Here is a 21,928-nt window from a genome sequence, read left to right on the forward strand (position 1 = left end):
TATCTAAAATCATGCCCCATTCAAATTCAATAGTCAAAACAGTCAATAAGATCATGGCCTTTTCAAAAAAAATCCTTTATCTGGTATTAATACCTACTTTCAGTCTTTTGGTGTTTTCCTGCTCACAGGCAGAAAATGGAAAACAAAAAAGTGAAAATTCCGATGTTCCTGAAGAAATTTATGATGGACCTACAGCTTTGGCCACTTTTGCAGGTGGATGCTTTTGGTGTATAGAAGCTCCTTTTGAGGGAGTTGACGGTATTGTATCTGTGGTTTCCGGCTATGCCGGTGGCAAAGAAAAAAATCCAACCTATTCGGATGTATCAGGAGGAAAAACAACCCACAGAGAATCTGTACAAGTTACTTACAACCCTGATATCATCAGTTATTCGGAGATATTGGAAATTTTCTGGCAACAGTTTGACCCTACGGACGAAGGTGGTTCCTTTTATGATAGGGGATTTCAATACACATCTGCGGTATTTTACCATGACAAAATCCAAAAAGCGGCTGCAGAAGCTTCCCTTCAAAAGCTTTCCCAATCAGGTAAATTTGATAAACCCATAGTCACTCCTTTGATCAAGTTTACTAACTTCTATCCTGCGGAAGATTACCATCAGGATTATTATAAGAAGAACCCGACAGAATATTATGCTTACAGAACAGGTTCGGGAAGGGATGCATTTATTGCAAAACATTGGCCCGTAAAATTGGAAGACAAATACAAAAAACCTTCTGACTCAGAGTTAAGGAAAAGACTCACAGAACTTCAATACCAAGTCACCATGCATGAAGAAACTGAGCGGGCTTTTACCAACGATTACAATGAAAACAAAGAAGAAGGAATCTATGTCTGCATTGTTTCGGGAGTTCCTTTGTTCAGTTCTTCGGATAAATATGAGTCCTATTCAGGTTGGCCGAGTTTCACCAAACCGATCGATGCCCGCGTCATCGGCAAACCGACCGATACCGCCTACGGAATGATGCGTGTGGAAGTGAGGAGCAAACTCGGTGATTCCCATCTTGGGCACGTATTCAATGACGGACCTGAGCCTACCAAACTTCGGTATTGTATGAATTCAGCTGCCATGAAATTCATCCCAAAAAAGGACATGGAAAAAGAAGGTTACAAAGATTGGCTTTGGGTAGTCGATTAAAAATAACCAGCACAAAGGAGGGAGAATTCTTCCTCCCTGTGGGTGTTTCATTTTAAGTTTTATTCTAGAGTAAAAAATTCCGAATTCCTCAGTCATTCCATATTTTAAATTCTAACTCATCTTCTACAAATAGTCCGCCGAGGCGGAGCGAAATAATAATCGCTCCCTACAAGGTGGTTCTCTGATTTCTATATTTCAACAAATCCCCATGCACCGCCGCCCGGGGTATTGAAAAATAGAGTCTGTTGGTCCCGGTTAATATCGGGATTGGGAGCAAAAAGGTCAAGATTGGAATTGTGTTTACACCAAAAACAGGTAAGGTTGAGAATTCAATTCAATTGAGTATCTCGGCTTATTATGTAACTTTGAAGCAATTCTTGCCGGCAGACGTTCAAAACAAAAACGAACAAGGCAATGAGTGTCAATCCTTCAAAATTTGAAATATGAAAGTTTTATTAGACATAAAAGACGATAAGGCCAAACCCTTACTCGAAGTGCTTAAAGGCTTATCGTATGTAAAAGCCACAACAATATCTGACGAGAAGGCTTTACTCATGGAAGAGATTAAAGAAGCAGTGGAAGAACTCAAACTAGTAAGAGAAGGCAAACTGAAAGGCATACCCGCAAAGCAGTTATTAGATGAGCTATAATATTATTGCTGTTCCTACTTTTAGGAAAGAGTTGAAAAAGTTGGCAAAGAAATATCCTTCTTTAAAAACAGATTTAGCAATACTTTTTGAAAGCTTGGAAGAAAATCCTGTTCAAGGAACTTCTTTGGGTAGAAATTGCTATAAAATACGTCTTTCAATATCCTCAAAAGGCAAAGGTAAAAGTGGGGGTTCAAGGGTTATAACAAATATTGTCATTGCAGAAGAGACTGTTTTCCTTCTCTCTATTTATGATAAATCTGATAAAGAAACCCTTTCCGATAAAGAACTTGACGAGCTCCTAAAAAATATACCTGAATAAACCAAAAGCTTCCAAATTGTTAGCCTTTGTTATAACTTCCCCTCTACTCAAAGCATTTTATGGTTGATGGAAGGGAGTAGATACAATCTACTCCTAGTGGCTACGCCTTTCTAGCCCAAAGGGGGAAGGTTGAGAATTCAATTCAATATCTTTTCCAAAGGATTTTCTTTACGTTTCCTTCTCAAGTCACTTTTTGTCTTGCCACAAAAAGTAACCATCCCGATAATTATCGGGACAAGAAATTTTAATCCTCCCACACACAGTGCCATCGCCGGCTCGGTCCGCCGCGGCGGATCTTCCCCACTAGTGTTTCAATTAAGAATTCTACTAAAATGTGGGATTCCCTAACTGGGAAGCGAATTAATGCCTAGCTAAATTGTCAATAAAATACTCCAAAAATAATGATGTTCTATGTTTCACATCTGAAGCTAAGTTGGTTGAGTTAGCCCTTAGAAATTCTTCAACACTAGTTACATCCTGTCTTTGAAGCTGATTGTTCTCGAATTTAAACAACAATTCAACCAATTGTATTCCCAGCTTCTCCTCTGCCAGCAATTTGTCTTCGGAAAATTGATCGCACGAGGATAATGAAAATTTTGCAAACTCGACAAAAATATCCCTGCAAGATGGATCTGATTGGAAAGCCAGTGCTATAAAGCATATTGCTCGTCTTGTTCTCATTCTTCTTTCATCAATTGAATCATCATATTCAGACCTTCCGTTCTCATAGAGAGTTAATAAAATCTTCTCTTTTTCTTCATTGACTGCGCTTTCATTTTCTAAATATTGTTTGGCTGAATTTTTCAGGATTTCATTAATTTTTTGAGACTCATATGTCTCAATCGGGTTTAGTTCATGCAACATTAGCAGAGAAATAAAAAATTGTGTTGCTTCATCTAAGGTGGAAACCTTCTGAGAGAATGCCGCATTCACATGAAAAATCAAAAGTATGATTAGTGTGTATTTCATCGTTTGTTGGTTTCTTTATAATTAAATATTCCGTCAGCTATTTGATTTCCTGCCCACCCTTGAAGTAGTCAAACCTCTGATGCTTCGACTGGATGGAATTTGCCTACCCTTAGAGATTAAGCCACTCTACTCCCAGAATGGGACAATCATCGGCACAAATAGGGAAAATTCTCACAGAAGCCTGGAAACCGATCACAAAAAGAAGGGTAATATTCGCAAAAGGGCTCTTTAGTAAATAGGTGCAGCAGCGCTAAAAATGCCAACATAATAGTTCCTCCTGCAGTTCTAATTTTTTCGATCTTTATACCTTCTCTTTTATCTTCTGGTTTGACCTTTTTTAGAACATCCTTAGCCAAAAAGTAAACTCCCACTAACATAATAATTCCAATTATCTTGTTCATAACCTTTAGTCTTTTTAGATTGATCTACCGCGAATTTGACGCCAGAATTGAGTTTTTTTTATTTGGGCATCAAGAATATAGTGGGCTCGTCTAGGCCAGATTTAAGTATCATTCTTTCGACCCCAACTAGGTGTAGTTTAATGCCTGATGCTGCGACTGGTATGAATTTGTAATTCAACCCTTCTATCCCTACCAATTTGCAATTGGACTAATCTACCAACCAAGCAAACGAAAGGTAATTCTTGGTAAAATGAATTGCAAATTCTACTAAATAAAAAGGTATAGGCAGAGTCTACACCTAGAGATCACCTTTCTATGCTCAGGGATTAATGATTTTTGGCTTTGGATGATGTAAAAATAAATGCCAAAACAAATTGTTGTTTAATTGAAGCATTTATGAGAAATTGGTTTTCAGATTTATAGTTTAAATTGCACAATTTCTGTAATTGTTTAAAGCATCTAAAAACCAACCAACATGAACAAATTCGTAAAAATCGGCATTTTTGCCCTCATCATTATCCTTGCAGGAGTATTCTATTGGAGGTATTACTTTGTGTTCAGTGAAGGTGTCAAAGGCGGCACGCTCAATTATTTTGAGAAAAAAGGATACGTCTTCAAAACCTGGGAAGGCCGTATCGTTCAGGAAGGTTTCCAAAGTCCTACTGCCGGTGCCCTTCAAAGCAACGAGTTTAGATTCAGTGTTCAGAATGAAGCTCTTGTTGAGCAGCTTGAGCGTGCAGGTGGAAAATTTGTAGAATTGCGTTATAAGGAATACCTCAATTCATTACCTTGGAGAGGCGCAAGCGAAGTTGTAGTCTATGAAATCATCGAAATAGGCGGAAGGGGCGAGGTCAATACCGAGTTGCCCATGAATAAAAACTGACCTGAGAATCTAAATTTTCCAAAAAAATCAAATAAAAAACTCCAACAGAAATGAACCTGTTGGAGTTTTTATTTTTCTACATTCTGACTATTTAGTCCAATAATCCACTACCAATACTTTGTCCAAATGTGGCCCCAATACTGCACCAAAAGCCTTATGGTCAGGATGTGGAAGGTAAATGTCTCTGTCTGCTTCAGAGGCAAAAGTTAGAAAAAAGCAATGCGTAAAGCCTTGATCCAATCCTTCAGGACTGTTATTGGTTCCCCATTCGATTGACTTGATGACATCAATCTTTGATGGAAGTGCGGTGAAGGCATCTACCACTTTCTGAATATCCTCCTCAGCGGTACCATCTTTGAACTTAAATAAAACAACATGTCGCAGTGCTTTGTCCATAGTCACTATTTCTTTTTCGATTACTTTTTCAATAATTTTCTCTTCTTTTTGGGGAGCTTGGCAAGCTGCAAACAACAGCAGCGAAAAAGCCAAAATCATTAAGTTTCTCATGGTTGAAGGTTTTTGGTTATGGTGGCAATTTGAAAAATAAAGATGAATGGTTTCGACCGTTTATCCAATTTTCTTATTGGATTCAAAATATTTTCAGAACTTAAAAATGACATTAAAACTCCCTGACCATTTATTTGTATCAGGCAAGAAATTAAGAACAATGAGAAAACTCCAAAAACAACCAAACATCTTATTTATACTTCTCCTCTTCATAGTAATAAACCAAAATTCTTTTTCACAACAACTCAGCATAAAAAATCTGCACGGGGAAGTCGAAGTATTTCGGGACAGTAGCGGGATCAACCATATTTTTGCCAAAAACGAGCATGACCTTTTTTTCACCCAAGGCTACATGGCTGCCAAGGACCGCTTATTCCAGTTTGAAATCTGGAGAAGGCAGGCCACGGGAACCATGGCAGAAATCTTCGGGGAAAAAGAATTGGATCGGGATAAAGGAGTCAGGCTTTTCAAATTTCGAGGAGATAAAAAATCCGAATTGGCCCATTACCATCCAAGGGGTGAATTGATCATTGATTCCTTTGTGGAAGGAGTCAACGCCTACATTGCAGAAGCCCTCCAATCGCCGGAAAACCTTCCTTTCGAATTCAGGCTTTTGGGCATTTTGCCTGAATTATGGACTTGGGAAGTAGTCATTTCCCGCCATCAAGGACTGCTCGAAAACGTCAGGGATGAACTGAATTTTAGCAGGATAGTAAGTCTAATCGGCGCTGAAAAAACAAAAGAAATCCACTATTTCCACCCCAATGAACCCATTTTGGATCTTGACAAGTCTATCCCGAAGGAATTACTGTTCAAGGATATTCTTGCTCCCTACAATGCTTTTCGCAAAAGCCTGACCTATTATCCTGAATACATCATCCCGGAAGCCCGAAACAATCCCGAAAAATTCATGACCCAATTACTGGAATATGAAACAGATATTCAGGAAACCCTCGAGACTGAGAAATTCTCCATAGGAAGCAACAATTGGGTAGTCAGTGGCAAATTAACTGAAAGTGGTTATCCCATCATGGCAAATGACCCCCATAGACTGATCGCAGTTCCTTCTCTTAGGTATATGGTTCACCTTCATGCGCCCGGTTGGGATGTGGTGGGCGCCGGAGAACCTGTGATTCCCGGAGTATCGATAGGTCATAACCAATTTGGAGCTTGGGGTCTGACGATTTTCGAAACAGATAACGAGGACATGCGCATCTATGACATTCATCCCGAAAACCCGCAACTATATTTCCATAAAGGAAAATGGCATGAGATGGAAGTAATTACCGACACTATCAAAGTAAAAGGGAAATCCGATGCTGTTGTGAAACATTTCTATACTATCCATGGTCCGGTGACATTCGTAGACCTGGATCTGAAAAAAGCAGTGGCAGTGCAATGTGCTTGGTTAGAAAAAGGAGGTGCACCCTATTTGGCAAGCCTGAGAATGGACCAATCGACTACTTGGGAGGAGTTTCGGGATGCTTGTACTTACAACCACATTCCCGCCGAAAATATGATTTGGGCAGACAGGGAAGGGAATATCGGTTGGCAGGCAACAGGAATCACTCCGGTCAGAAATGGTTTTTCAGGTCTGGTTGTGACGTTGGGAGATGGCAGTAAGGAATGGGACGGCTACTTACCCATTTCGGAGAGACCACATGATTATAACCCTGAAAATGGTTTTATAGCCACCGCCAATGAAAACGTAACTCCGGCGGACTATCCACACAAAAATGCCCTAGGTTATGAATGGTCTGACTCGTTTCGCGGTGACCGGGTCAGAGAAGTTCTCGGAAAAGGAACCAATTTTTCTGTTGAAGAAATGGGAAAGCTTCAAAATGACTACCTGTCGCTTCCTGCAAGAACCTTGGTACCCTACTTAAAGGATCTTGTTTTCGAGAAAAATGAAGCTGGGAAATTGAGGGGTATGCTATTAGATTGGGATTATAAGTTGGAAAAGAACTCTATTCCCGCAGGAATTTATGTCATGTGGGAAAGAAAAATCAGAGAAAAAATAAAGGAAATATCAGTTCCCAAAGAGGTGATGGATTTGGTGGGCAGTATACAGATGACCCGTGTGATAAGTTGGATAGAGCATCCTGACCACTTATTTTCAAGGAATGCTGATATTGAAAGGGATAAGTTTCTCGTAAATTGCTTTGAGTTGGCAATTCAGGAACTCGAGTCAAAACTTGGAAAAAACAGTAACAACTGGCAATACGGTCAGACTTCCTACAAACACGCCTACATCACTCATCCTTTGAGCCCGGCCTTGTCGGATGAATGGAAGGAAAAATTGGATGCAGGTCCGGTGGCGAGAGGAGGCTACAGTTTTACCCCCGGTGCAAATGCCTATGGAGACAAAAATACTTCAGGTGCTTCATTCAGGATTGTAGTCGATACCGGCGATTGGGAAAAAACCATTGGCATCAATACTCCCGGACAATCTGGGAATCCAAATAGTCCATTTTATAGAAATCTATTTCCTATTTGGGCGGCAGACGAGGTTGTCAATATACCTTTCGGATACGATAGAATCAAAAAAAATGCAATGGAGCGAATCTACTTAAAACCAATGAACCCATGAAAATCCGACATATTTTTATCAGCTGCCTGCTTGCTTTATCTGGTTTCTATTCTTGCAATCAAAAAGAGGTTGAAATCCTTGTTTTTCCATATGACAGCCACATTGAACTCCAATGGCCAAAAATTGAAGGAGCAAATTCTTATTTGATTTTTGCCAGAACCGAAGGAAGCGAATTTGCCCAAAGGGCAGAAACTTCGGACACGTTGCTGATGGATTTTTGGATGAATAAGGAAGATGGAAGAAAGCCAATAGACTATAAAATTGAAGCAGTCACCAACAATGGGAAGAAGGAAATCGCTCAGATAAGCACCCAAACCCGTGAAATGAATGAGGAAGAATTATTGGACATGGTTCAATTTTACACCTTTAGGTATTTTTATTACGGTGCAGAACCTACCTCCGGCATGGCGCCTGAAAGGATTCATATCGATGGCGAATACCCTGAAAATGATGCCCATATTGTCACCACAGGTGGAACGGGATTTGGGATTTTTGGATTAATCGCAGGAATTGAAAGAGGTTGGATAAGCAAAGAACAGGGACTAGCACACTTTGAAAAAATGGTCACTTTTTTGGAAAAAGCTGACCGATACCACGGTATATGGGCACATTGGATCGATGGCCAAACAGGCAAAACCAAACCTTTTTCCCCAAAAGACGATGGCGCAGACTTGGTGGAATCCGCATTCCTGATGCAGGGACTCCTAGCGGTAAGGGAATATTACCGAAACGGGAGTGACGACGAGAAAGCATTATCACAAAGAATCAACAAACTTTGGGAAGAGATGCAATGGAATTTTCATACCAAAAACGGGGAAAACAAATTGTATTGGCATTGGTCCCCCAACTTTGGCTGGGAAATGAATTTCCCCTTGGAAGGATACAATGAATGTCTGATCACCTATGTCCTGGCGGCAGCTTCCCCTACTTTTTCCATTGACTCTGCTGCATACCATGAAGGATGGGCACGGTCCGGAAGTATCAAAAACCCAGTAGAAGCATTCGGATTTCCTTTACAGCTCAGACACAATTATGCAGAAAAAATGGGAGGTCCTTTGTTTTGGGCCCATTACTCTTACATGGGCTTGGATCCAAGGGGATTGAATGATGAGTATGCCGATTATTGGCAGGAAAACCAAAACCAAACCCTGATCAATCGGGCTTGGTGTATAGCAAATCCAGGAAACTTTAAAGGATATGGAGAAGATCTTTGGGGATTGACTGCCTCCTACTCTATCAATGGCTATAATGCCCACCATCCGGGAAATGATACGGGGGTTATTTCTCCGACTGCGGCACTTTCTTCCATTCCTTATTCCTATGAAGAATCTATGAAAGTCTTGAAAAACCTATATTTCAACTACGGTGACAAGGTTTTTGGAAGATATGGTTTCTATGATGCCATGAGTCTGGAACATGAATTTTTCCCAAAAAGATATCTTGCAATTGACCAAGGACCAATAGTAGGCATGATCGAAAATTACCGCACAGGCTTGGGTTGGAAGCTCTTCATGCAGGCTCCCGAAATCTCATCAGGCTTGGAAAAACTCGGATTCTCAGTCAACAAAAATGGATGGGAAGAGCAATGACAGATTGAAGGAAAAAAAAATCCATCGGTCAGTTGCCTGCCGATGGACTTTAACACCATTCAACCCAATCAATATTTTAAACGATTTCGTAAGGCCATCTGATAATTCCTCCGGCCATATTATAAGTGTGTTCAAATCCCATTTCACTCATGATTTCACAAGCCTGTCCGCTCCTGTTTCCACTTCGGCAGTAGATATAATACTTTTTATCCTTGGGAAGATTTTGGATTTGGGACATAAAGTTTGGACTCATCATGTCAATGTTCCTTGCGCTTTTCAATTTTCCGGAGTGAAACTCTCCTGCTGTCCTTACATCAAGGATAACAGCATCTTTGGCAGTCATACCTTTTTGGAAATCTTCACAAAATAGGTCTGTATATTTTTTTGGTTTAGTTCTAAAGAAATCAAACATGTTTTTTTCGTTTTATTATGATTACAAAGTTATGGTCAGAAATATTGCCAAACCGTAACCAAAATCACATAGGATTCTTTGCTTCTGTTCGATTCTCTACCGGTTTTGGGAGCTTACCGGTCAGTTGGAGGATGGAAAGTCTGATCAACAATGCCCAAGGAATGGCATGGTATAAAAAATCAAACCAATCTAAAGCAGCCATCCCTTTGGCACCACCTGCTATCCATTTGATCTTGCCCCATATATGTGGCTCAGGGACAAATGGGGCCAAACCCAACGTCAGGCTGAGGATAATGACAAATCGCCAATTATTGATGGTTGCTTTCATGTTGCTTTTTCTTTATAAATGGGTAAGTGATCTGCTGGAAGAAAGTCTTGGGAAACTCTTCCATTCCTTCAAAACCCAATGGTTCATCTCTGCCTTCATGGGGAATATAATTGGTACTAAAAAGGTAATCCCAAACACTGAGGGTGATGCCGTAATTGACTCCGTAAGGCCTGTCTTTGGGCAAAACTTTCACATGATGCCATAAATGCATGATGGGATTGTTGAAAATATATTTCAGTGGACCATACGTGATTCTTAGGTTGGCATGGTTCAGATGGCCAATGGCTGTTGTGAAAATATGCACGATAAAAAAATCCTCTAATCCAAACCCAATCATGGCCAAAGGGATATACATGGCTGATTTGTACAGGATTGTTTCCATCCAATGGAATCTCAAATGTGCCGCAAAACCCATTTCTTCAACAGAATGATGGACTTTATGAAACTCCCAAAGGATCGGAACCCTATGCAATACTCTGTGGACATTCCATTGAATAAAATCCGCAACCAAGAATAGCAGCAAAAATTGGGACCATCTTGGCCAGGTTTCTATATGTAAGGCCACCATATTTTCAATCCCGAATAATCCCAAGAAGTCATTGAATGCTTCTACCGCAACATTGGAAATGGCATTGTAGGCAATCAGGGAGAACAGGAAATAGTTGAAAAACATATAAAATCCGTCCAGCCAAAAATCCTTTCTGAAGACTGATTGATTTTCCCTCCAGGGACGAAAAATTTCCAATAGCCAAACCCCTACCGATAGTCCCAATAACCACCAAAAGTAATTGTGCCAGGAAGGGTAAAACATTTCGCTGATGAGGTAATTCCAATAACCATAGTAGGAATCCCCGATGATTTTGATGTATTTCTCCAATTCCATATTCTAGCTTTTTTCATTTAAAAGAAAAAGGACAATCCACATGATTGCCCTCTTTCGATACTCCCATAAACCACAACTAATTATCTTTGTTTTCGGCTTGGAGGGATTTTCACCTTTTTCCCAAGCTTACTTTTTTTTGACCAACTTAGAATTCCAATTAACTTATTCGGAAATAATAAAAGCCAATTTCCAATTACCCAAAACTCAGAGTCTGAAATATTAACTGTTTTATTATTACAATTCAAAAGTAATCACAAGCACCACAAAAAAATGTGACGAATGTTACATTTATTCATGATTTTAATCCGAAAAAGTACCTTTTATTACTGAACTCATGAAAATTTTTGGAGTTATTTGGGCAAAAACTAAAAATGAACAATATTTTCTGGAATGATAAATTTTTACAATCTCCTAATTTATACGGAGAACATCCCAATGAGTTTGTAAAATCAAATATCGCTTCTATCGTACCTGGCAAAATCCTTTTTCCGGGTGAAGGAGAAGGCAGGAATGCCCTGTATGCGTCTTCATTGGGTTGGAGGGTAACGGCAATTGACCAAAGTGAGATCGGAAAAAAACACTGTCTGCAAAAAGCTGATAAACTCGGACTTAAGATCGATTACTATGTATGTGATGCTTTGGTCTATATGCCCGAACCGGAATCTTTTGATGTTATGGCCTTGGTGTATTTTCACCTTCCAAAGGAGATTTTGGCTAAAGTTTATTCCAAATTTGAAAAAGCCCTGAAAGTTGGCGGTACATTGATCATTGAAGGTTTTGGGAAAAACCAGCTCCAATACCAATCAGGTGGTCCAAAAAATCTTGACATGCTTTATGAACTTTCAAGTTTAAAATCAATTTTTAAAAACCTAAAATGGGAAGTCGAATTTGACGGGATAATCCAACTGAATGAAGGTATCGGCCACGTCGGTGAGGCACATGTTATCAGATTGGTAGGGAAAAAAATCAAATTATAAACTGATGAATATCAGCTTTTTGTTTTTTAAATTCTCTTAAATTGAGACCAAATAAAAGCCCATAAAGCTTACAATAGCTAAACCCTAACCTGACATGGCCATGAAAATCCTTGTTCCCACCGACTTTTCAGATAATGCAAACAATGCGCTCGAATTTGCGAAGAAAATTGCTTTGAAAGAGAAGGCTTCGATCACGCTGATGTTTGCCTTTTATGCTGTTTATGATTTTGCTGCTCAGGCGACCGAAATAGTAGGCCACATAGAAGCAGATGCAAGAAAAGCCCTAAAAAAATCCTCCGAATTAGGTCGAAAAGAAGGAATTGAATTTGATTATAGAATTGTCCAGGGAACTGTGGCATCTACTGTAACTGCCTTGGCGTATAGGGATGATTTCGACCTTATTGTAATGGGAACCCAAGGAGCCAGCGGAATAAAAAAAGCACTTATCGGATCAAATACAGGACATGTCATCAAGGAAAGTAAAGTACCAATTTTGGCGGTCCCCCAGAATGCGAAATGGGAAAACTGGTCAAAATTCTCTATAGCTCTTGAGTTGGATAAAGAAGATGAAAAATTCTTCAATTTATTGTTCAACCTTACAGGTCACATGAACTTGCCTTACGAATTTTTTCATGTCAAGACTGAAAATAGTTTTGAAAAAGATCTTGGATTGATTGGACTTGAGGAGTTGTTAAAAGAAAAATTTGGGGGTAAAGAAATCAACTTTATGGTGGAATCTGCTGCCGATGTCAATACAGGAATGGAATCTTACCTTAACAAAAACAAAGGCGCTATTTTGGTGATGTTTTACAAAAACAAATCTTTTTTTGAATACCTATTCAACAGAAGCACGAGTCTGGAGATGGCTTACCATACCCATGTTCCGCTTTTGGTGATCAAGTGAAAAAGGTGAATGGTTAAAGGTAATCGGTTTCTACCTCTTACCTTTTACTTCTTACCATTTTAACCAATAATCTTTATCCAAGAATTAAGCATCCACCCTCTCCTCAATCCACTTGACAATATCTCCCATGATTTCCTCCTTTTCATATTCATTGACCAATTCATGGAAAAGGCTTGGATATTTATTGAAGGATTTATCATGAGATGAGATTTTCCCAAAAAACTCCTCCGATCCTTTTGGATTGGTCAGCATGTCTCCTGTTCCGTGGAGCAACAAAACCGGAAGTTTGAATTCTTTCGATTTTTGATCAATTTCTTTCATCATCCTGAGCAGTTCATAGCCTGTCCTTGCTGGAATTGCCTCATGGTAATTCAACGGATCTTCATCATATTTTCTAACTTCTGCAGGATCGTGTGAAACTTTGCTGCTATCCAATTTCAAAACCTTCAACCTTGGAGCTAATTTACTGACCACCGAGGAAGCTGCTATAAGTAATTTGGAGACATCATCAGCAGGCTTCAAAGCAGCAGCACTTAGGACAATCCCTTTTGCATTGGGCTGGTATTTCAACACAAAGGCGGCAACCAATCCGCCACCCATACTGTGTCCAAAAATAAATGCAGGGACATTGGGAACGTAAGTTTTTACTTTACCAAACAAAGCATCGATGTCTTTGAGGTAATCCTCATGATCGGAAAAGTAGGCATCCGGCTTTGGAAGACAGGATTTGCCATGTCCCCTCCCATCGAAAGTAAAAACGGCAATATCTTTATCTGCAAACTTTTTGGCTAAATGGGCATACCTGGAAGAATGTTCCCCCAAACCATGAACAATCAGGACTGCTGCTTTGGGTAATTCCGGCATCCAAGCCTGTAGGTAAAGCTTCAAGCCATCATGTGTCGAATAACTTGTCTCCAGATGTTTCATTAAGGGATCCATTTGATGTCTTTGAAATTCGGTTTTCTCTTTTCCAAAAAGGCATTTCTTCCCTCTTTTGCTTCCTCTGTGCCGTAGGCCAACCTCGTCGCTTCCCCTGCAAAAACCTGTTGTCCGACCATACCGTCATCTGTCAGGTTCATCGCAAACTTCAACATTTTGATGGAAGTGGGAGATTTGGCTAATATTTCCTGCGCCCATTCAAAGGCGGTATCCTCCAATTCGGCATGTGGAATCACGGCATTGACCATTCCCATATCATAGGCATCCTGTGCAGAATAGTTTCTGCCGAGGAAAAATATCTCGCGGGCTTTCTTCTGTCCCACCATTTTGGCAAGATACGCCGAACCATATCCACCATCAAAACTCGTCACATCCGCATCGGTCTGCTTAAAAATAGCATGTTCTTTACTCGCCAAAGTCAGGTCACAGACCACATGTAGGCTATGTCCTCCTCCTACCGCCCAACCGGGGACTACGGCAATGACGACTTTTGGCATAAACCGGATCAAACGCTGAACTTCCAGGATATTCAGTCTGTGGTAGCCATCCTCCCCGACATAGCCCTGCTGACCACGGGCCCTTTGGTCACCACCAGAGCAAAAAGAGTAGATCCCGTCTTTTGGAGAAGGACCCTCCGCTGAAAGTAAAATCACACCTATCGAGGTATCCTCCTGAGCATCATAAAAAGCATCATAAAGTTCTTTGGTGGTTTTTGGGCGAAAAGCGTTCCTTACCTCAGGCCGGTTAAAAGCAATTCTTGCCACGCCATCACATTTTTTATAGGTTATGTCTTCGTATACCTTAGCGGTTTTCCAATTGATCTCCATGCTGTTTTTTGGTTTAATTATTTTACGCAAGATAACAGCCTTAAAGGAATTTTGTTGATTTTTGAAAAGGCAATGCTTACAATGGGAAAAATCATTCTTGAAAAAAATGCATACAGTTTTGACCAAATCCTAAAAGGAAATTGGGAGGAAGGGGATACTTATTTTAATGAAGCACTTCACTTTTGCCAAAGTTGGTTGCAGGGGCAGGATTCCTTTTTGCTCCAAACCTCAGGTTCGACAGGAATCCCAAAGACCATTACTGTAGACCGGATACAGATGGAGAATTCAGCAACAGCTACAAGAAAATTCTTCAGAATGGCAAAAAATCCCCGCCTGCTTTGCTGCCTCAATACCCAAATGATAGCCGGCAAAATGATGTTGGTGAGGGCAATGATGTGGGATGCGGACTTGATATTGACCAAGCCAAAAGAAAATCCTCTCGAAGAAGAATTGGTGGATGGCGAATTTGACTTAGTGGCAATGGTCCCGATGCAGGTAGCTTCATGCCTTTCCCAAAACCCCTCCCTCCAAAAACTGAGAAAAATCAAAACTCTTCTGATCGGCGGAGCACCTTCTCCTAAATCACTTCTTGAACTTGTTTCGAAGGAAAATATCTCTGCTTTCCAGACTTACGGAATGACCGAGACTGTTTCCCATATTGCTTTGGCCAAAATAGCAGGAACTGAGTTGGTTTATGAAACACTTCCCGGGGTAACCATTGGTATAGATCTGGACAAAAGGCTTTGGATAGAAGCGCCCATGTCAAAAGAAAAAAGGTTGCAAACAAATGACTTGGTAGATATCGTGGATGAGAAGCATTTCATGTGGATCGGGAGATCAGATTTCACCATCAATTCCGGAGGATTCAAAATCCAACCGGAAAACTTGGAGTCCCAAATTGCTCCTACTATTGAAGCCTATTATGGAAAGGTAGAGTTTTTTCTTTTCGGACTGGATGACGAGAAGTTGGGTCAAAAATTGGTCTTGGTCATCGAATCTAACCGGACAGATAATGAAAAGGCAGGAAAATTGCTGTATTCCATTTCCGACTTGGTCCACAAATACCAAATCCCAAAAGAAGTCATCTTCGTTAAGGAATTTGTTAAGACCCCTTCCGGAAAAATCAATAAATCAGAAACCATTAAATCCGCAAAATGAAACTGCTAATTCTTTTTTTGATCATGTTCCCATTTTTGCTCGTAAATCAAAATCCAACAACACTTTCCCTTCAGGTCACCCACGTCAAAAGCGACCAAGGATTAGTCAGGGTCTTGCTTTTCAAAGGTGAGTCAGGATTTCCTGATGATGAAGCTAAAGCCTTCAAAAGTGCCTCTGTCAAGATCAAAGACGGGAAGGCGGTGGTTGATTTTGGACCTGTTCCGGAAGGGACTTATGCACTTTCGGTATTTCATGACAGTCAGAATACAGGCAAATTGAGAACCAATGCATTTGGAATCCCAAGGGATGGATATGGTTTTTCAAATGACGCGATGGGCATGTTTGGACCACCTCATTTTGAAAAAGCTGCCTTTAAAGTAACCGCCGGTAAAAATAATGTCAGCATCAAGCTGAGATGAAATTACTTTTGCGTCAATAAACCCTTTCAAAATGATCCTGCTTGATTACCCTTATGTATCAGATTTCCTGCTACAGACGATTATTGAAAATAAATTCCCGGTCATCGCCACCAAAGAAGCAAAGCAAATTGGAGGCAACAAAGCCATCAATTGGGTGGCTGAGGAAGATGCGGCCCGCATTCTCAAGGATAATCCCCACACTCCTATCTACACGAATTCGGAGAACAGCATCAGTTGGATCCAACAAAATACCCAAGGAACGGATCTTCCCGAAATCATAGACCTTTTCAAAAACAAGTATAAGTTTAGAAACCTTATAAAATCGGCTTATCCTGATTACTTTTTCGAAGCTGTGGCAGCGGAAAATCTGAGAAGTATGGATGTTTCCGGATTCAAATTTCCGTTTATCATCAAGCCTGCAGTGGGTTTTTTCAGCATTGCGGTATACAAAGTGGATAGCCCCGAAGCGTGGACAGGCACAATTGCAAAAATTGAACATGACATTATCAGGACTCAATCTCTATATCCCAAGGAGGTCATAGACAATACCGAATTTATCATAGAACAATACATCAGGGGAGAAGAATATGCTTTTGATTGTTATTTTGATGGAGAAGGCAATCCTGTGGTTTTAAACATTCTGCACCATGTCTTCACTTCAGAAAATGACGTCAGCGATCGGGTTTATTCAAGTTCCCCCGAAATCATCCAAAAACTTCAAAGTCCTATTTTGGACTTTCTCGGAGTTATAGGGTCAAAAGTGAAACTCAGAAATTTCCCTTTGCATATTGAAATCAGGATTGACGACGAGGGAAAACTTTTTCCTATTGAAGTCAATCCAATGAGATTTGGAGGATGGTGCACTACCGGAGACCTTTCATGGTTTGCATATGAAATCAATTCCTATGAACATTTTTTTTACTCCAAAAAGCCGGATTGGGAAGCCATCTTCAAAACAAGAAAAGGAAAAAAATACAGTTTGATCCTTTTGGACAATACAACCGGCTTTGAGCCTCAAGAAATCGCAGGATTTGATTATGATGTGCTACTGTCAGATTTTGAAAACCCGCTGCACCTGAGAAAAATCGACTTGGACAAGTTCGGCGTTTTTGGGTTTTTATTTAGCGAAACTTCTGAGGGAAATGAATCCGAGCTGACAGAAATTCTTCATTCAGATCTCAAAAAATATATCCAACTCAAACCGGAGGTCAAAAACAAAGAACTGTTGGCATAATCTTTCTGATAAATATTGACAAGAAATTATCATAGAAATATTAAAAATCAAGGAATAAATGTGCTATTGAACCAATTCATTTTTATTAAGGGTTATTTCCTTCATACCCAAAATCAAAAGAATCCCTTAATTTTGGAGTTAAGTAAATCCCTAAATTGAATCCAAAAGCAATGCATCTCAGAACAGAAGACTTGACAAGAATCGAAATTGAATATGATTCAGGCGTAATGCCCCCGCCATACAGTCATATATTCAAGTTAAAAATCGGTTTTGGAAAGAATTTTATGGATACCCAATTGGATTTGGTGTATACCGACCGTGAAGATATCACCGAGGATGAAATTCTTAATGAGGGTTTTTCAATAGATGATGATTTTCATTTTCAGGGAGAAATTCCAAAAGTGTGGGAAAAACCACTCAGGGACTTGTATGCAAAGTCCAAATGGTCCAATAAAAAACTGGACGAAGAGGGTGGCATCAAACTCCTGGTAAAAGATTCGCAGGGACAAATTGTTCGGACCGTACCTCTAAATCAGGAAGAATGGCAATTTCTTTCACAAGATTACATTCAGGCTATTTATGAAATCACCCAAAAAGAAGCCCCACTTACCATTCATTACCTGATCCGGGAAAAAGACTTGTCATATGAAATCAGTTTGACAGTGAAATTTTCGATCAGAAAAATTGAGGCAACTGTGAATGGAAAAACCAAAGAAGCCGATTGGGACCAAACCAAAGAATTGCTTTCCTTTATTTTTTTACCTGACTATGATTATGGAATCGCAACCGATTCAAAGCCAACCCAAAAAGGTCATTTTATCGAGTGCGGAGATGGGTATTGGCATGATATGCAAAAAGGAGTCTTCAATATTGACGACTCCTTTGATGCAGTAAGTAAAATTAAACAAGGCTTTCTCAGACTGATTTGAAATCAGGATTGGCATTGATGTAAAAATCCCTCACAAAGGCCAAGAGTTGGTTATCGGTAAGCTTATCACTCGTCTGTACAGATAGCCATTTCCCATCAAAAGATTTGTTTTCGCGCAGGCGATTCCGCATTTGTTCTTTGGCTACACCAGGACCAAACAGAAGAATATCATCAAAAGAATGAAGTTTGGTTTCCATCATTTTGTAATATTCATTGAGTTCCTTTTGGGAAATGTTATGCTTTCGGTGTTCATTGTTGGAGGAATGGAGATTTGAGGAAGAGAATCTAGTTTTGTCACTTCCTTCCCCAACTTCCCGCTTCATGCTTTCAAAAGGGGATTCAATTGTCTCGATCAAAACGGTGTTCCCCTCATTGAATCCAACAAAATGTGCTTTAGAGTGGTCTATCCACACGCCTACTTGTTTAAATGAATTGCTGTTCATATTATTTGGGTTTTATTGATATAAATGTTCATTTCTCAGTTTTAAATTTATTTTAAATCCCGAGTTTAAGTTACTGTTTTAGGGCCAATGTTCCTTTAAATTGAAGCTCTTAATTTTTGATTTTCGTGTGTTTTTTTGACTCTGCAAGTGCAATATTTTCTATTCCTTTCAAAAGCGCATCAGGATTGAAAGAAATGCTGTCTATGCCTTCGTCCACCAAAAAACCTGCAAATTCCGGGTAATCACTCGGTGCCTGCCCACAAAGACCGATTTTGACTTTGGCTTTTTTGGCTGCTTGGATTACCATAGATAACATGCTTTTGACGGCCTCATTGTTCTCGTTAAAAATGTCAGAGACTATTTCTGAATCCCGGTCAATCCCAAGAGTCAGTTGGGTAAGGTCATTTGAACCAATGGAAAATCCATCAAAAATCTCCGCAAAATCTTTGGCAAGGATGACATTACTTGGAATTTCTGCCATGACATAGACTTCCAATCCATTTTTGCCTCTTTCCAATCCAAATTCTTTCATGGTCTCAAGGACTTTTTTTCCTTCCTCCACAGTCCTGCAAAATGGAACCATCAGCTTGACATTGGTGAAACCCATATCTTCCCTGATGACAAGCATCGCCTCACATTCCAATCCAAACCCTGCTTTGTATCGCTCATTATAATACCTGGACGCTCCGCGGAATCCGATCATGGGATTCTCTTCTTCCGGTTCAAAAACCTTTCCACCAATCAGCTGCGCATATTCATTTGATTTGAAATCACTCATTCTGACAATCACATCTTTGGGGTAAAAAGCCGCGGCCACCATCGCAACAGATTCGGATAACTTCTCAATAAAATATTTCTTTTTATCGGGATATTGTTGGGTGATGGCGGCGATGGATTTTTTGTCATTGGAATCATGAAGTTTATCAAAATCGGCCAAAGCCATGGGGTGAATCCTGATTTCATTGCTGATGATAAATTCCATTCTGAGCAGTCCCACTCCCTCATTGGGAAAAAAAGAGAACCGAAAAGCCTTGGAAGGGTCGGCTAAGATAAACATCGGCTTGGTTTTAGTCGGCGGCACTTTCTGAAGGTCAATAATTTTTTCTGACCATTCCAACTTCCCATCATACACCATTCCCTCATCTCCTTCAATGCATGAAACGGTAATCATTTGCCCATCTTTCAGTTTTTGGGTAGCGTCTCCCGTCCCCACCACGGCATGGATTCCAAGTTCCCTTGCCACAATGGATGCATGGCTTGTTCGTCCTCCTTTATTGGTCACGATACATATTGCCTTTCTAAGCATGGCATTCCAATCCGGATTGGTGATGTCGGCCACGATGACGTCGCCATCCTTTACCTTACCCACATCCTTGACAGAATGGATGATACGAACGGGTCCGCTTGCAATGGACCTTCCTACTGCCTTTCCCTTCGTGATCGGGTCAGCTTTGGAAAGCAACTTGTATTCTTTGGTAGTGATTTTTTGATCCTTTCCATGGATGGTTTCGGGCCGGGCCTGCACTATAAACATCTCGCCTGTCAGACCGTCTTTTGCCCATTCGATATCCATGGGAAGCTTGTAATGTTTTTCAATTTGGAAACACCATTTGGCCAATGACTCTACTTCCTGGTCGGAAAGAGAAAAAATGTTTTGCTCCATCGGGCTGGTTTTGACATTGACGATAGGCCTTTCAGTACCGACAGAATAGACCATCTTGTTTTCTTTTGCCCCCAATCTCCTGGTAAAAAGGGCCTTTTTACCTTTTTCTATAGAAGGTTTAAAGGCATAAAATTCATCGGGATTGACCGCGCCCTGAACAATGTTTTCACCCAATCCCCAAGCTGAGGTGATGTAAATCACATTTGCGAATCCTGACTCGGGGTCAATGGTGAAAGCAACGCCAGCACTGCTGATATCCGATCTGACCATTCGTTGCACACCGGCGGATAAGGCCACCTGCATATGGTCGAAACCATTGTCAATTCGGTATTTGATGGCCCTATCATTGAAAAGGGAAACGTAACAAATATGAATTGCCTCAAGGATTTTTTCTTCACCGGCCACATTCAAAAAACTGCTATGTTGCCCGGCAAAACTCGCCGTCGGCAAATCCTCTGCCGTAGCAGAACTACGGACAGCAAAAGAGAACCCTTGACCATTGTTCAATTCTTTAAAAGCAGAAAGAACATCTTGCTTCACTGCTTCCGGAATCTTTCCTGAAAGCATCAGTTTCCTACAGGCTTTTCCTATCTCGGGTAAATTATCCAAGGATTTGGTATCAAGTTTTTCCAATTCCTTGTTCAAGGAATCGATCAGGTTGTTGTCTTTTAAAAATAGCCTGAATGCCTCTGCTGTCGTCGCGAAGCCATCCGGAATCCTGATACCAAGCGGACCCAATTCGTGGATCATCTCTCCCAATGAGGCATTTTTACCTCCTACTATTGCAATATCTTTGTTTCGGATATCTTTAAAAGGAATGGCGTACCTCATGGTCAGGTTGTTTAAGTTGGTGTATTGATGAGGATAATTTACTTTGTATATCCAAAAAATAATATGACAGAAATCACTTAGGCTTCTGACTTTCATTTTTATTCTAAATGCCTGTTCTTTGCAGACTCAAATCAAAGCTAAAATGACCGAATCCAACGGCACGCGCATCAATAAATACCTTAGTGAAGTGGGGTTTTGTTCTAGAAGGGAAGCAGACAAACTCATTGATGCGGGAAGGGTGACCATCAACGGAAAAGTTCCTGAAATGGGAACAAAGATCAATCCTGGAGACCAAATCAGGGTAGATGGGAAGCTGATTTCCGAGCCGGAGGAAGAACATGTTTACATTGCATTCAACAAACCAATCGGCATCGTCTGTACAACGGATATCAAAGCCGAGAAAAACAACATCATCGATTATATCAACCATCCAAAGCGGATTTTTCCGATAGGCAGGTTGGATAAGGAAAGTGAAGGACTTATCCTCCTGACGAGCGATGGAGATATTGTCAACAAAATCCTCCGCGCCAAAAACAACCATGAAAAGGAATATGTGGTGACAGTGGACAAACCCATTACCAAAACTTTTATCCATAAAATGGGGAGTGGGATTCCCATCTTGGACACCATCACCAATAAATGTGAAGTTCGGCAGATCAATACTTACAAATTCAATATTGTTTTGACCCAAGGCCTCAACAGGCAGATCAGGAGAATGTGCGATTATCTTGGCTATAAAGTCACCAAACTCAAGCGCATCCGCATCATGAACATCATCCTCGATCAGCAAATCGGCAAATGGCGCGACCTGAGCAAAAAAGAAATGGCTGAAGTGAACAGATTAATTGCGGATTCTTCAAAAACCTATGAAGACTAGTGTTTGGTGTTTGAACCAATTGTTTAGGATTGATTTAAAG

23 protein-coding genes are annotated in these 21,928 nt (G+C 40.4%); 13 read left to right on the forward strand and 10 right to left on the reverse strand.

Annotated elements, in window-relative coordinates; all coding sequences use genetic code 11:
- The first annotated feature begins 11 nt into the window (after positions 1–11).
- The 3 genes from msrB (at position 12) to NK987_RS03025 (ending at position 2,126) form a co-directional block, all read left to right on the forward strand.
- The gene (msrB, locus tag NK987_RS03015; protein WP_338021188.1) at positions 12–1,157 is read left to right on the forward strand and encodes a peptide-methionine (R)-S-oxide reductase MsrB; all 1,146 of its coding nucleotides are present in this window, start codon (positions 12–14) and stop codon (positions 1,155–1,157) included.
- Positions 1,158–1,600: 443 nt separating this feature from the next.
- Positions 1,601–1,807 (forward strand): hypothetical protein, encoded by a 207-nt coding sequence (locus NK987_RS03020; protein WP_259262659.1) that lies wholly within the window; start codon positions 1,601–1,603, stop codon positions 1,805–1,807.
- On the forward strand, positions 1,797–2,126 hold the full coding sequence (locus NK987_RS03025; protein WP_259262660.1) for a type II toxin-antitoxin system RelE family toxin: 330 nt from the start codon (positions 1,797–1,799) through the stop codon (positions 2,124–2,126). Before NK987_RS03020 ends, NK987_RS03025 begins: the two co-directional genes overlap by 11 nt.
- A 360-nt stretch (positions 2,127–2,486) precedes the next feature.
- Here the strand turns inward: NK987_RS03025 and NK987_RS03030 are convergent, their stop codons facing one another.
- The gene (locus NK987_RS03030; protein ID WP_259262661.1) at positions 2,487–3,095 is read right to left on the reverse strand and encodes a hypothetical protein; all 609 of its coding nucleotides are present in this window, start codon (positions 3,093–3,095) and stop codon (positions 2,487–2,489) included.
- Between the two features lie 146 nt (positions 3,096–3,241).
- A complete protein-coding gene (locus NK987_RS03035) occupies positions 3,242–3,496 on the reverse strand; it encodes a hypothetical protein (protein WP_259262662.1) in 255 nt (84 codons plus the stop codon).
- A 475-nt stretch (positions 3,497–3,971) separates the two neighbouring features.
- Between NK987_RS03035 and NK987_RS03040 the strand changes: the two genes are divergently transcribed.
- Entirely contained in the window at positions 3,972–4,379 is a 408-nt protein-coding gene (locus NK987_RS03040) for a hypothetical protein (protein ID WP_113924426.1), read from the forward strand.
- Positions 4,380–4,466: 87 nt separating this feature from the next.
- Here the strand turns inward: NK987_RS03040 and NK987_RS03045 are convergent, their stop codons facing one another.
- A complete protein-coding gene (locus NK987_RS03045; RefSeq protein ID WP_258421853.1) occupies positions 4,467–4,886 on the reverse strand; it encodes a Dabb family protein in 420 nt (139 codons plus the stop codon).
- Between the two features lie 106 nt (positions 4,887–4,992).
- On the opposite strand from NK987_RS03045, the gene NK987_RS03050 reads away from it, so the two are divergent.
- Entirely contained in the window at positions 4,993–7,476 is a 2,484-nt protein-coding gene (locus NK987_RS03050; RefSeq protein ID WP_259262663.1) for a penicillin acylase family protein, read from the forward strand.
- On the forward strand, positions 7,473–9,065 hold the full coding sequence (locus NK987_RS03055) for a glucoamylase family protein (protein WP_259262664.1): 1,593 nt from the start codon (positions 7,473–7,475) through the stop codon (positions 9,063–9,065). Before NK987_RS03050 ends, NK987_RS03055 begins: the two co-directional genes overlap by 4 nt.
- 76 nt (positions 9,066–9,141) lie before the next feature.
- Here NK987_RS03055 and NK987_RS03060 read toward each other — a convergent pair whose 3' ends face one another.
- From NK987_RS03060 to NK987_RS03070, 3 genes are all read right to left on the reverse strand, one after another.
- Positions 9,142–9,477: a rhodanese-like domain-containing protein gene (locus NK987_RS03060; protein WP_258421850.1), complete on the reverse strand. Its 336-nt coding sequence runs from the start codon at positions 9,475–9,477 to the stop codon at positions 9,142–9,144.
- 64 nt (positions 9,478–9,541) lie between these two features.
- Positions 9,542–9,805, reverse strand: a complete 264-nt coding sequence (locus tag NK987_RS03065; protein WP_259262665.1) for a hypothetical protein — start codon at positions 9,803–9,805, stop codon at positions 9,542–9,544.
- Positions 9,786–10,682 carry a sterol desaturase family protein gene (locus NK987_RS03070; RefSeq protein WP_259262916.1) on the reverse strand — a complete coding sequence of 299 codons (897 nt, stop codon included), beginning with the start codon at positions 10,680–10,682 and terminating at the stop codon, positions 9,786–9,788. Before NK987_RS03070 ends, NK987_RS03065 begins: the two co-directional genes overlap by 20 nt.
- Before the next feature lie 377 nt (positions 10,683–11,059).
- On the opposite strand from NK987_RS03070, the gene NK987_RS03075 reads away from it, so the two are divergent.
- Together NK987_RS03075 and NK987_RS03080 are read left to right on the forward strand one after the other, a co-directional pair.
- Complete coding sequence (locus NK987_RS03075) at positions 11,060–11,665, forward strand: class I SAM-dependent methyltransferase (RefSeq protein ID WP_259262666.1); 606 nt, start codon at positions 11,060–11,062, stop codon at positions 11,663–11,665.
- A gap of 100 nt (positions 11,666–11,765) precedes the next feature.
- Positions 11,766–12,569, forward strand: coding sequence for a universal stress protein (locus tag NK987_RS03080; RefSeq protein WP_259262667.1), 804 nt, complete (start codon positions 11,766–11,768; stop codon positions 12,567–12,569).
- Positions 12,570–12,653: 84 nt separating this feature from the next.
- Here the strand turns inward: NK987_RS03080 and NK987_RS03085 are convergent, their stop codons facing one another.
- Both NK987_RS03085 and NK987_RS03090 read right to left on the reverse strand, forming a co-directional pair.
- Positions 12,654–13,496: an alpha/beta hydrolase gene (locus NK987_RS03085; protein ID WP_259262668.1), complete on the reverse strand. Its 843-nt coding sequence runs from the start codon at positions 13,494–13,496 to the stop codon at positions 12,654–12,656.
- The gene (locus tag NK987_RS03090) at positions 13,496–14,335 is read right to left on the reverse strand and encodes a 1,4-dihydroxy-2-naphthoyl-CoA synthase (RefSeq protein ID WP_258421845.1); all 840 of its coding nucleotides are present in this window, start codon (positions 14,333–14,335) and stop codon (positions 13,496–13,498) included. Before NK987_RS03090 ends, NK987_RS03085 begins: the two co-directional genes overlap by 1 nt.
- 81 nt (positions 14,336–14,416) lie before the next feature.
- On the opposite strand from NK987_RS03090, the gene NK987_RS03095 reads away from it, so the two are divergent.
- The 4 genes from NK987_RS03095 (at position 14,417) to NK987_RS03110 (ending at position 18,075) form a co-directional block, all read left to right on the forward strand.
- The gene (locus NK987_RS03095; RefSeq protein ID WP_258421844.1) at positions 14,417–15,493 is read left to right on the forward strand and encodes an AMP-binding protein; all 1,077 of its coding nucleotides are present in this window, start codon (positions 14,417–14,419) and stop codon (positions 15,491–15,493) included.
- Positions 15,490–15,912 carry a DUF2141 domain-containing protein gene (locus tag NK987_RS03100; RefSeq protein ID WP_258421843.1) on the forward strand — a complete coding sequence of 141 codons (423 nt, stop codon included), beginning with the start codon at positions 15,490–15,492 and terminating at the stop codon, positions 15,910–15,912. Before NK987_RS03095 ends, NK987_RS03100 begins: the two co-directional genes overlap by 4 nt.
- Before the next feature lie 31 nt (positions 15,913–15,943).
- Positions 15,944–17,146 carry an ATP-grasp domain-containing protein gene (locus tag NK987_RS03105; protein ID WP_259262669.1) on the forward strand — a complete coding sequence of 401 codons (1,203 nt, stop codon included), beginning with the start codon at positions 15,944–15,946 and terminating at the stop codon, positions 17,144–17,146.
- Between the two features lie 170 nt (positions 17,147–17,316).
- Positions 17,317–18,075, forward strand: a complete 759-nt coding sequence (locus tag NK987_RS03110) for a hypothetical protein (protein WP_259262670.1) — start codon at positions 17,317–17,319, stop codon at positions 18,073–18,075.
- On the opposite strand, the gene NK987_RS03115 is transcribed toward NK987_RS03110, so the two are convergent.
- Together NK987_RS03115 and ppsA are read right to left on the reverse strand one after the other, a co-directional pair.
- On the reverse strand, positions 18,062–18,517 hold the full coding sequence (locus tag NK987_RS03115) for a hypothetical protein (protein ID WP_259262671.1): 456 nt from the start codon (positions 18,515–18,517) through the stop codon (positions 18,062–18,064). The two genes, NK987_RS03110 and NK987_RS03115, sit on opposite strands and share 14 nt — an antisense overlap.
- A gap of 109 nt (positions 18,518–18,626) precedes the next feature.
- Positions 18,627–21,107 (reverse strand): phosphoenolpyruvate synthase, encoded by a 2,481-nt coding sequence (ppsA, locus tag NK987_RS03120; protein WP_338021189.1) that lies wholly within the window; start codon positions 21,105–21,107, stop codon positions 18,627–18,629.
- Between the two features lie 46 nt (positions 21,108–21,153).
- Between ppsA and rluF the strand changes: the two genes are divergently transcribed.
- Complete coding sequence (rluF, locus tag NK987_RS03125) at positions 21,154–21,888, forward strand: 23S rRNA pseudouridine(2604) synthase RluF (protein ID WP_258421839.1); 735 nt, start codon at positions 21,154–21,156, stop codon at positions 21,886–21,888.
- Positions 21,889–21,928 lie beyond the last annotated feature (40 nt).

This window comes from Aquiflexum gelatinilyticum, assembly GCF_024813435.1.
In the GTDB taxonomy this organism is placed as follows: Bacteria; Bacteroidota; Bacteroidia; order Cytophagales; family Cyclobacteriaceae; genus Cognataquiflexum; species Cognataquiflexum gelatinilyticum.

Bases quoted from the DNA above. Each gene is read 5' to 3' on its own strand.
- msrB (WP_338021188.1), top strand. From the start codon at position 12: ATGCCCCATTCAAATTCAATAGTCAAAACAGTCAATAAGATCATGGCC.
- NK987_RS03020 (WP_259262659.1), top strand. From the start codon at position 1,601: ATGAAAGTTTTATTAGACATAAAAGACGATAAGGCCAAACCCTTACTC.
- NK987_RS03025 (WP_259262660.1), top strand. From the start codon at position 1,797: ATGAGCTATAATATTATTGCTGTTCCTACTTTTAGGAAAGAGTTGAAA.
- NK987_RS03030 (WP_259262661.1), bottom strand. From the start codon at position 3,095: ATGAAATACACACTAATCATACTTTTGATTTTTCATGTGAATGCGGCA.
- NK987_RS03035 (WP_259262662.1), bottom strand. From the start codon at position 3,496: ATGAACAAGATAATTGGAATTATTATGTTAGTGGGAGTTTACTTTTTG.
- NK987_RS03040 (WP_113924426.1), top strand. From the start codon at position 3,972: ATGAACAAATTCGTAAAAATCGGCATTTTTGCCCTCATCATTATCCTT.
- NK987_RS03045 (WP_258421853.1), bottom strand. From the start codon at position 4,886: ATGAGAAACTTAATGATTTTGGCTTTTTCGCTGCTGTTGTTTGCAGCT.
- NK987_RS03050 (WP_259262663.1), top strand. From the start codon at position 4,993: ATGACATTAAAACTCCCTGACCATTTATTTGTATCAGGCAAGAAATTA.
- NK987_RS03055 (WP_259262664.1), top strand. From the start codon at position 7,473: ATGAAAATCCGACATATTTTTATCAGCTGCCTGCTTGCTTTATCTGGT.
- NK987_RS03060 (WP_258421850.1), bottom strand. From the start codon at position 9,477: ATGTTTGATTTCTTTAGAACTAAACCAAAAAAATATACAGACCTATTT.
- NK987_RS03065 (WP_259262665.1), bottom strand. From the start codon at position 9,805: ATGAAAGCAACCATCAATAATTGGCGATTTGTCATTATCCTCAGCCTG.
- NK987_RS03075 (WP_259262666.1), top strand. From the start codon at position 11,060: ATGAACAATATTTTCTGGAATGATAAATTTTTACAATCTCCTAATTTA.
- NK987_RS03080 (WP_259262667.1), top strand. From the start codon at position 11,766: ATGAAAATCCTTGTTCCCACCGACTTTTCAGATAATGCAAACAATGCG.
- NK987_RS03085 (WP_259262668.1), bottom strand. From the start codon at position 13,496: ATGAAACATCTGGAGACAAGTTATTCGACACATGATGGCTTGAAGCTT.
- NK987_RS03090 (WP_258421845.1), bottom strand. From the start codon at position 14,335: ATGGAGATCAATTGGAAAACCGCTAAGGTATACGAAGACATAACCTAT.
- NK987_RS03095 (WP_258421844.1), top strand. From the start codon at position 14,417: ATGGGAAAAATCATTCTTGAAAAAAATGCATACAGTTTTGACCAAATC.
- NK987_RS03100 (WP_258421843.1), top strand. From the start codon at position 15,490: ATGAAACTGCTAATTCTTTTTTTGATCATGTTCCCATTTTTGCTCGTA.
- NK987_RS03105 (WP_259262669.1), top strand. From the start codon at position 15,944: ATGATCCTGCTTGATTACCCTTATGTATCAGATTTCCTGCTACAGACG.
- NK987_RS03110 (WP_259262670.1), top strand. From the start codon at position 17,317: ATGCATCTCAGAACAGAAGACTTGACAAGAATCGAAATTGAATATGAT.
- NK987_RS03115 (WP_259262671.1), bottom strand. From the start codon at position 18,517: ATGAACAGCAATTCATTTAAACAAGTAGGCGTGTGGATAGACCACTCT.
- ppsA (WP_338021189.1), bottom strand. From the start codon at position 21,107: ATGAAAGTCAGAAGCCTAAGTGATTTCTGTCATATTATTTTTTGGATA.
- rluF (WP_258421839.1), top strand. From the start codon at position 21,154: ATGACCGAATCCAACGGCACGCGCATCAATAAATACCTTAGTGAAGTG.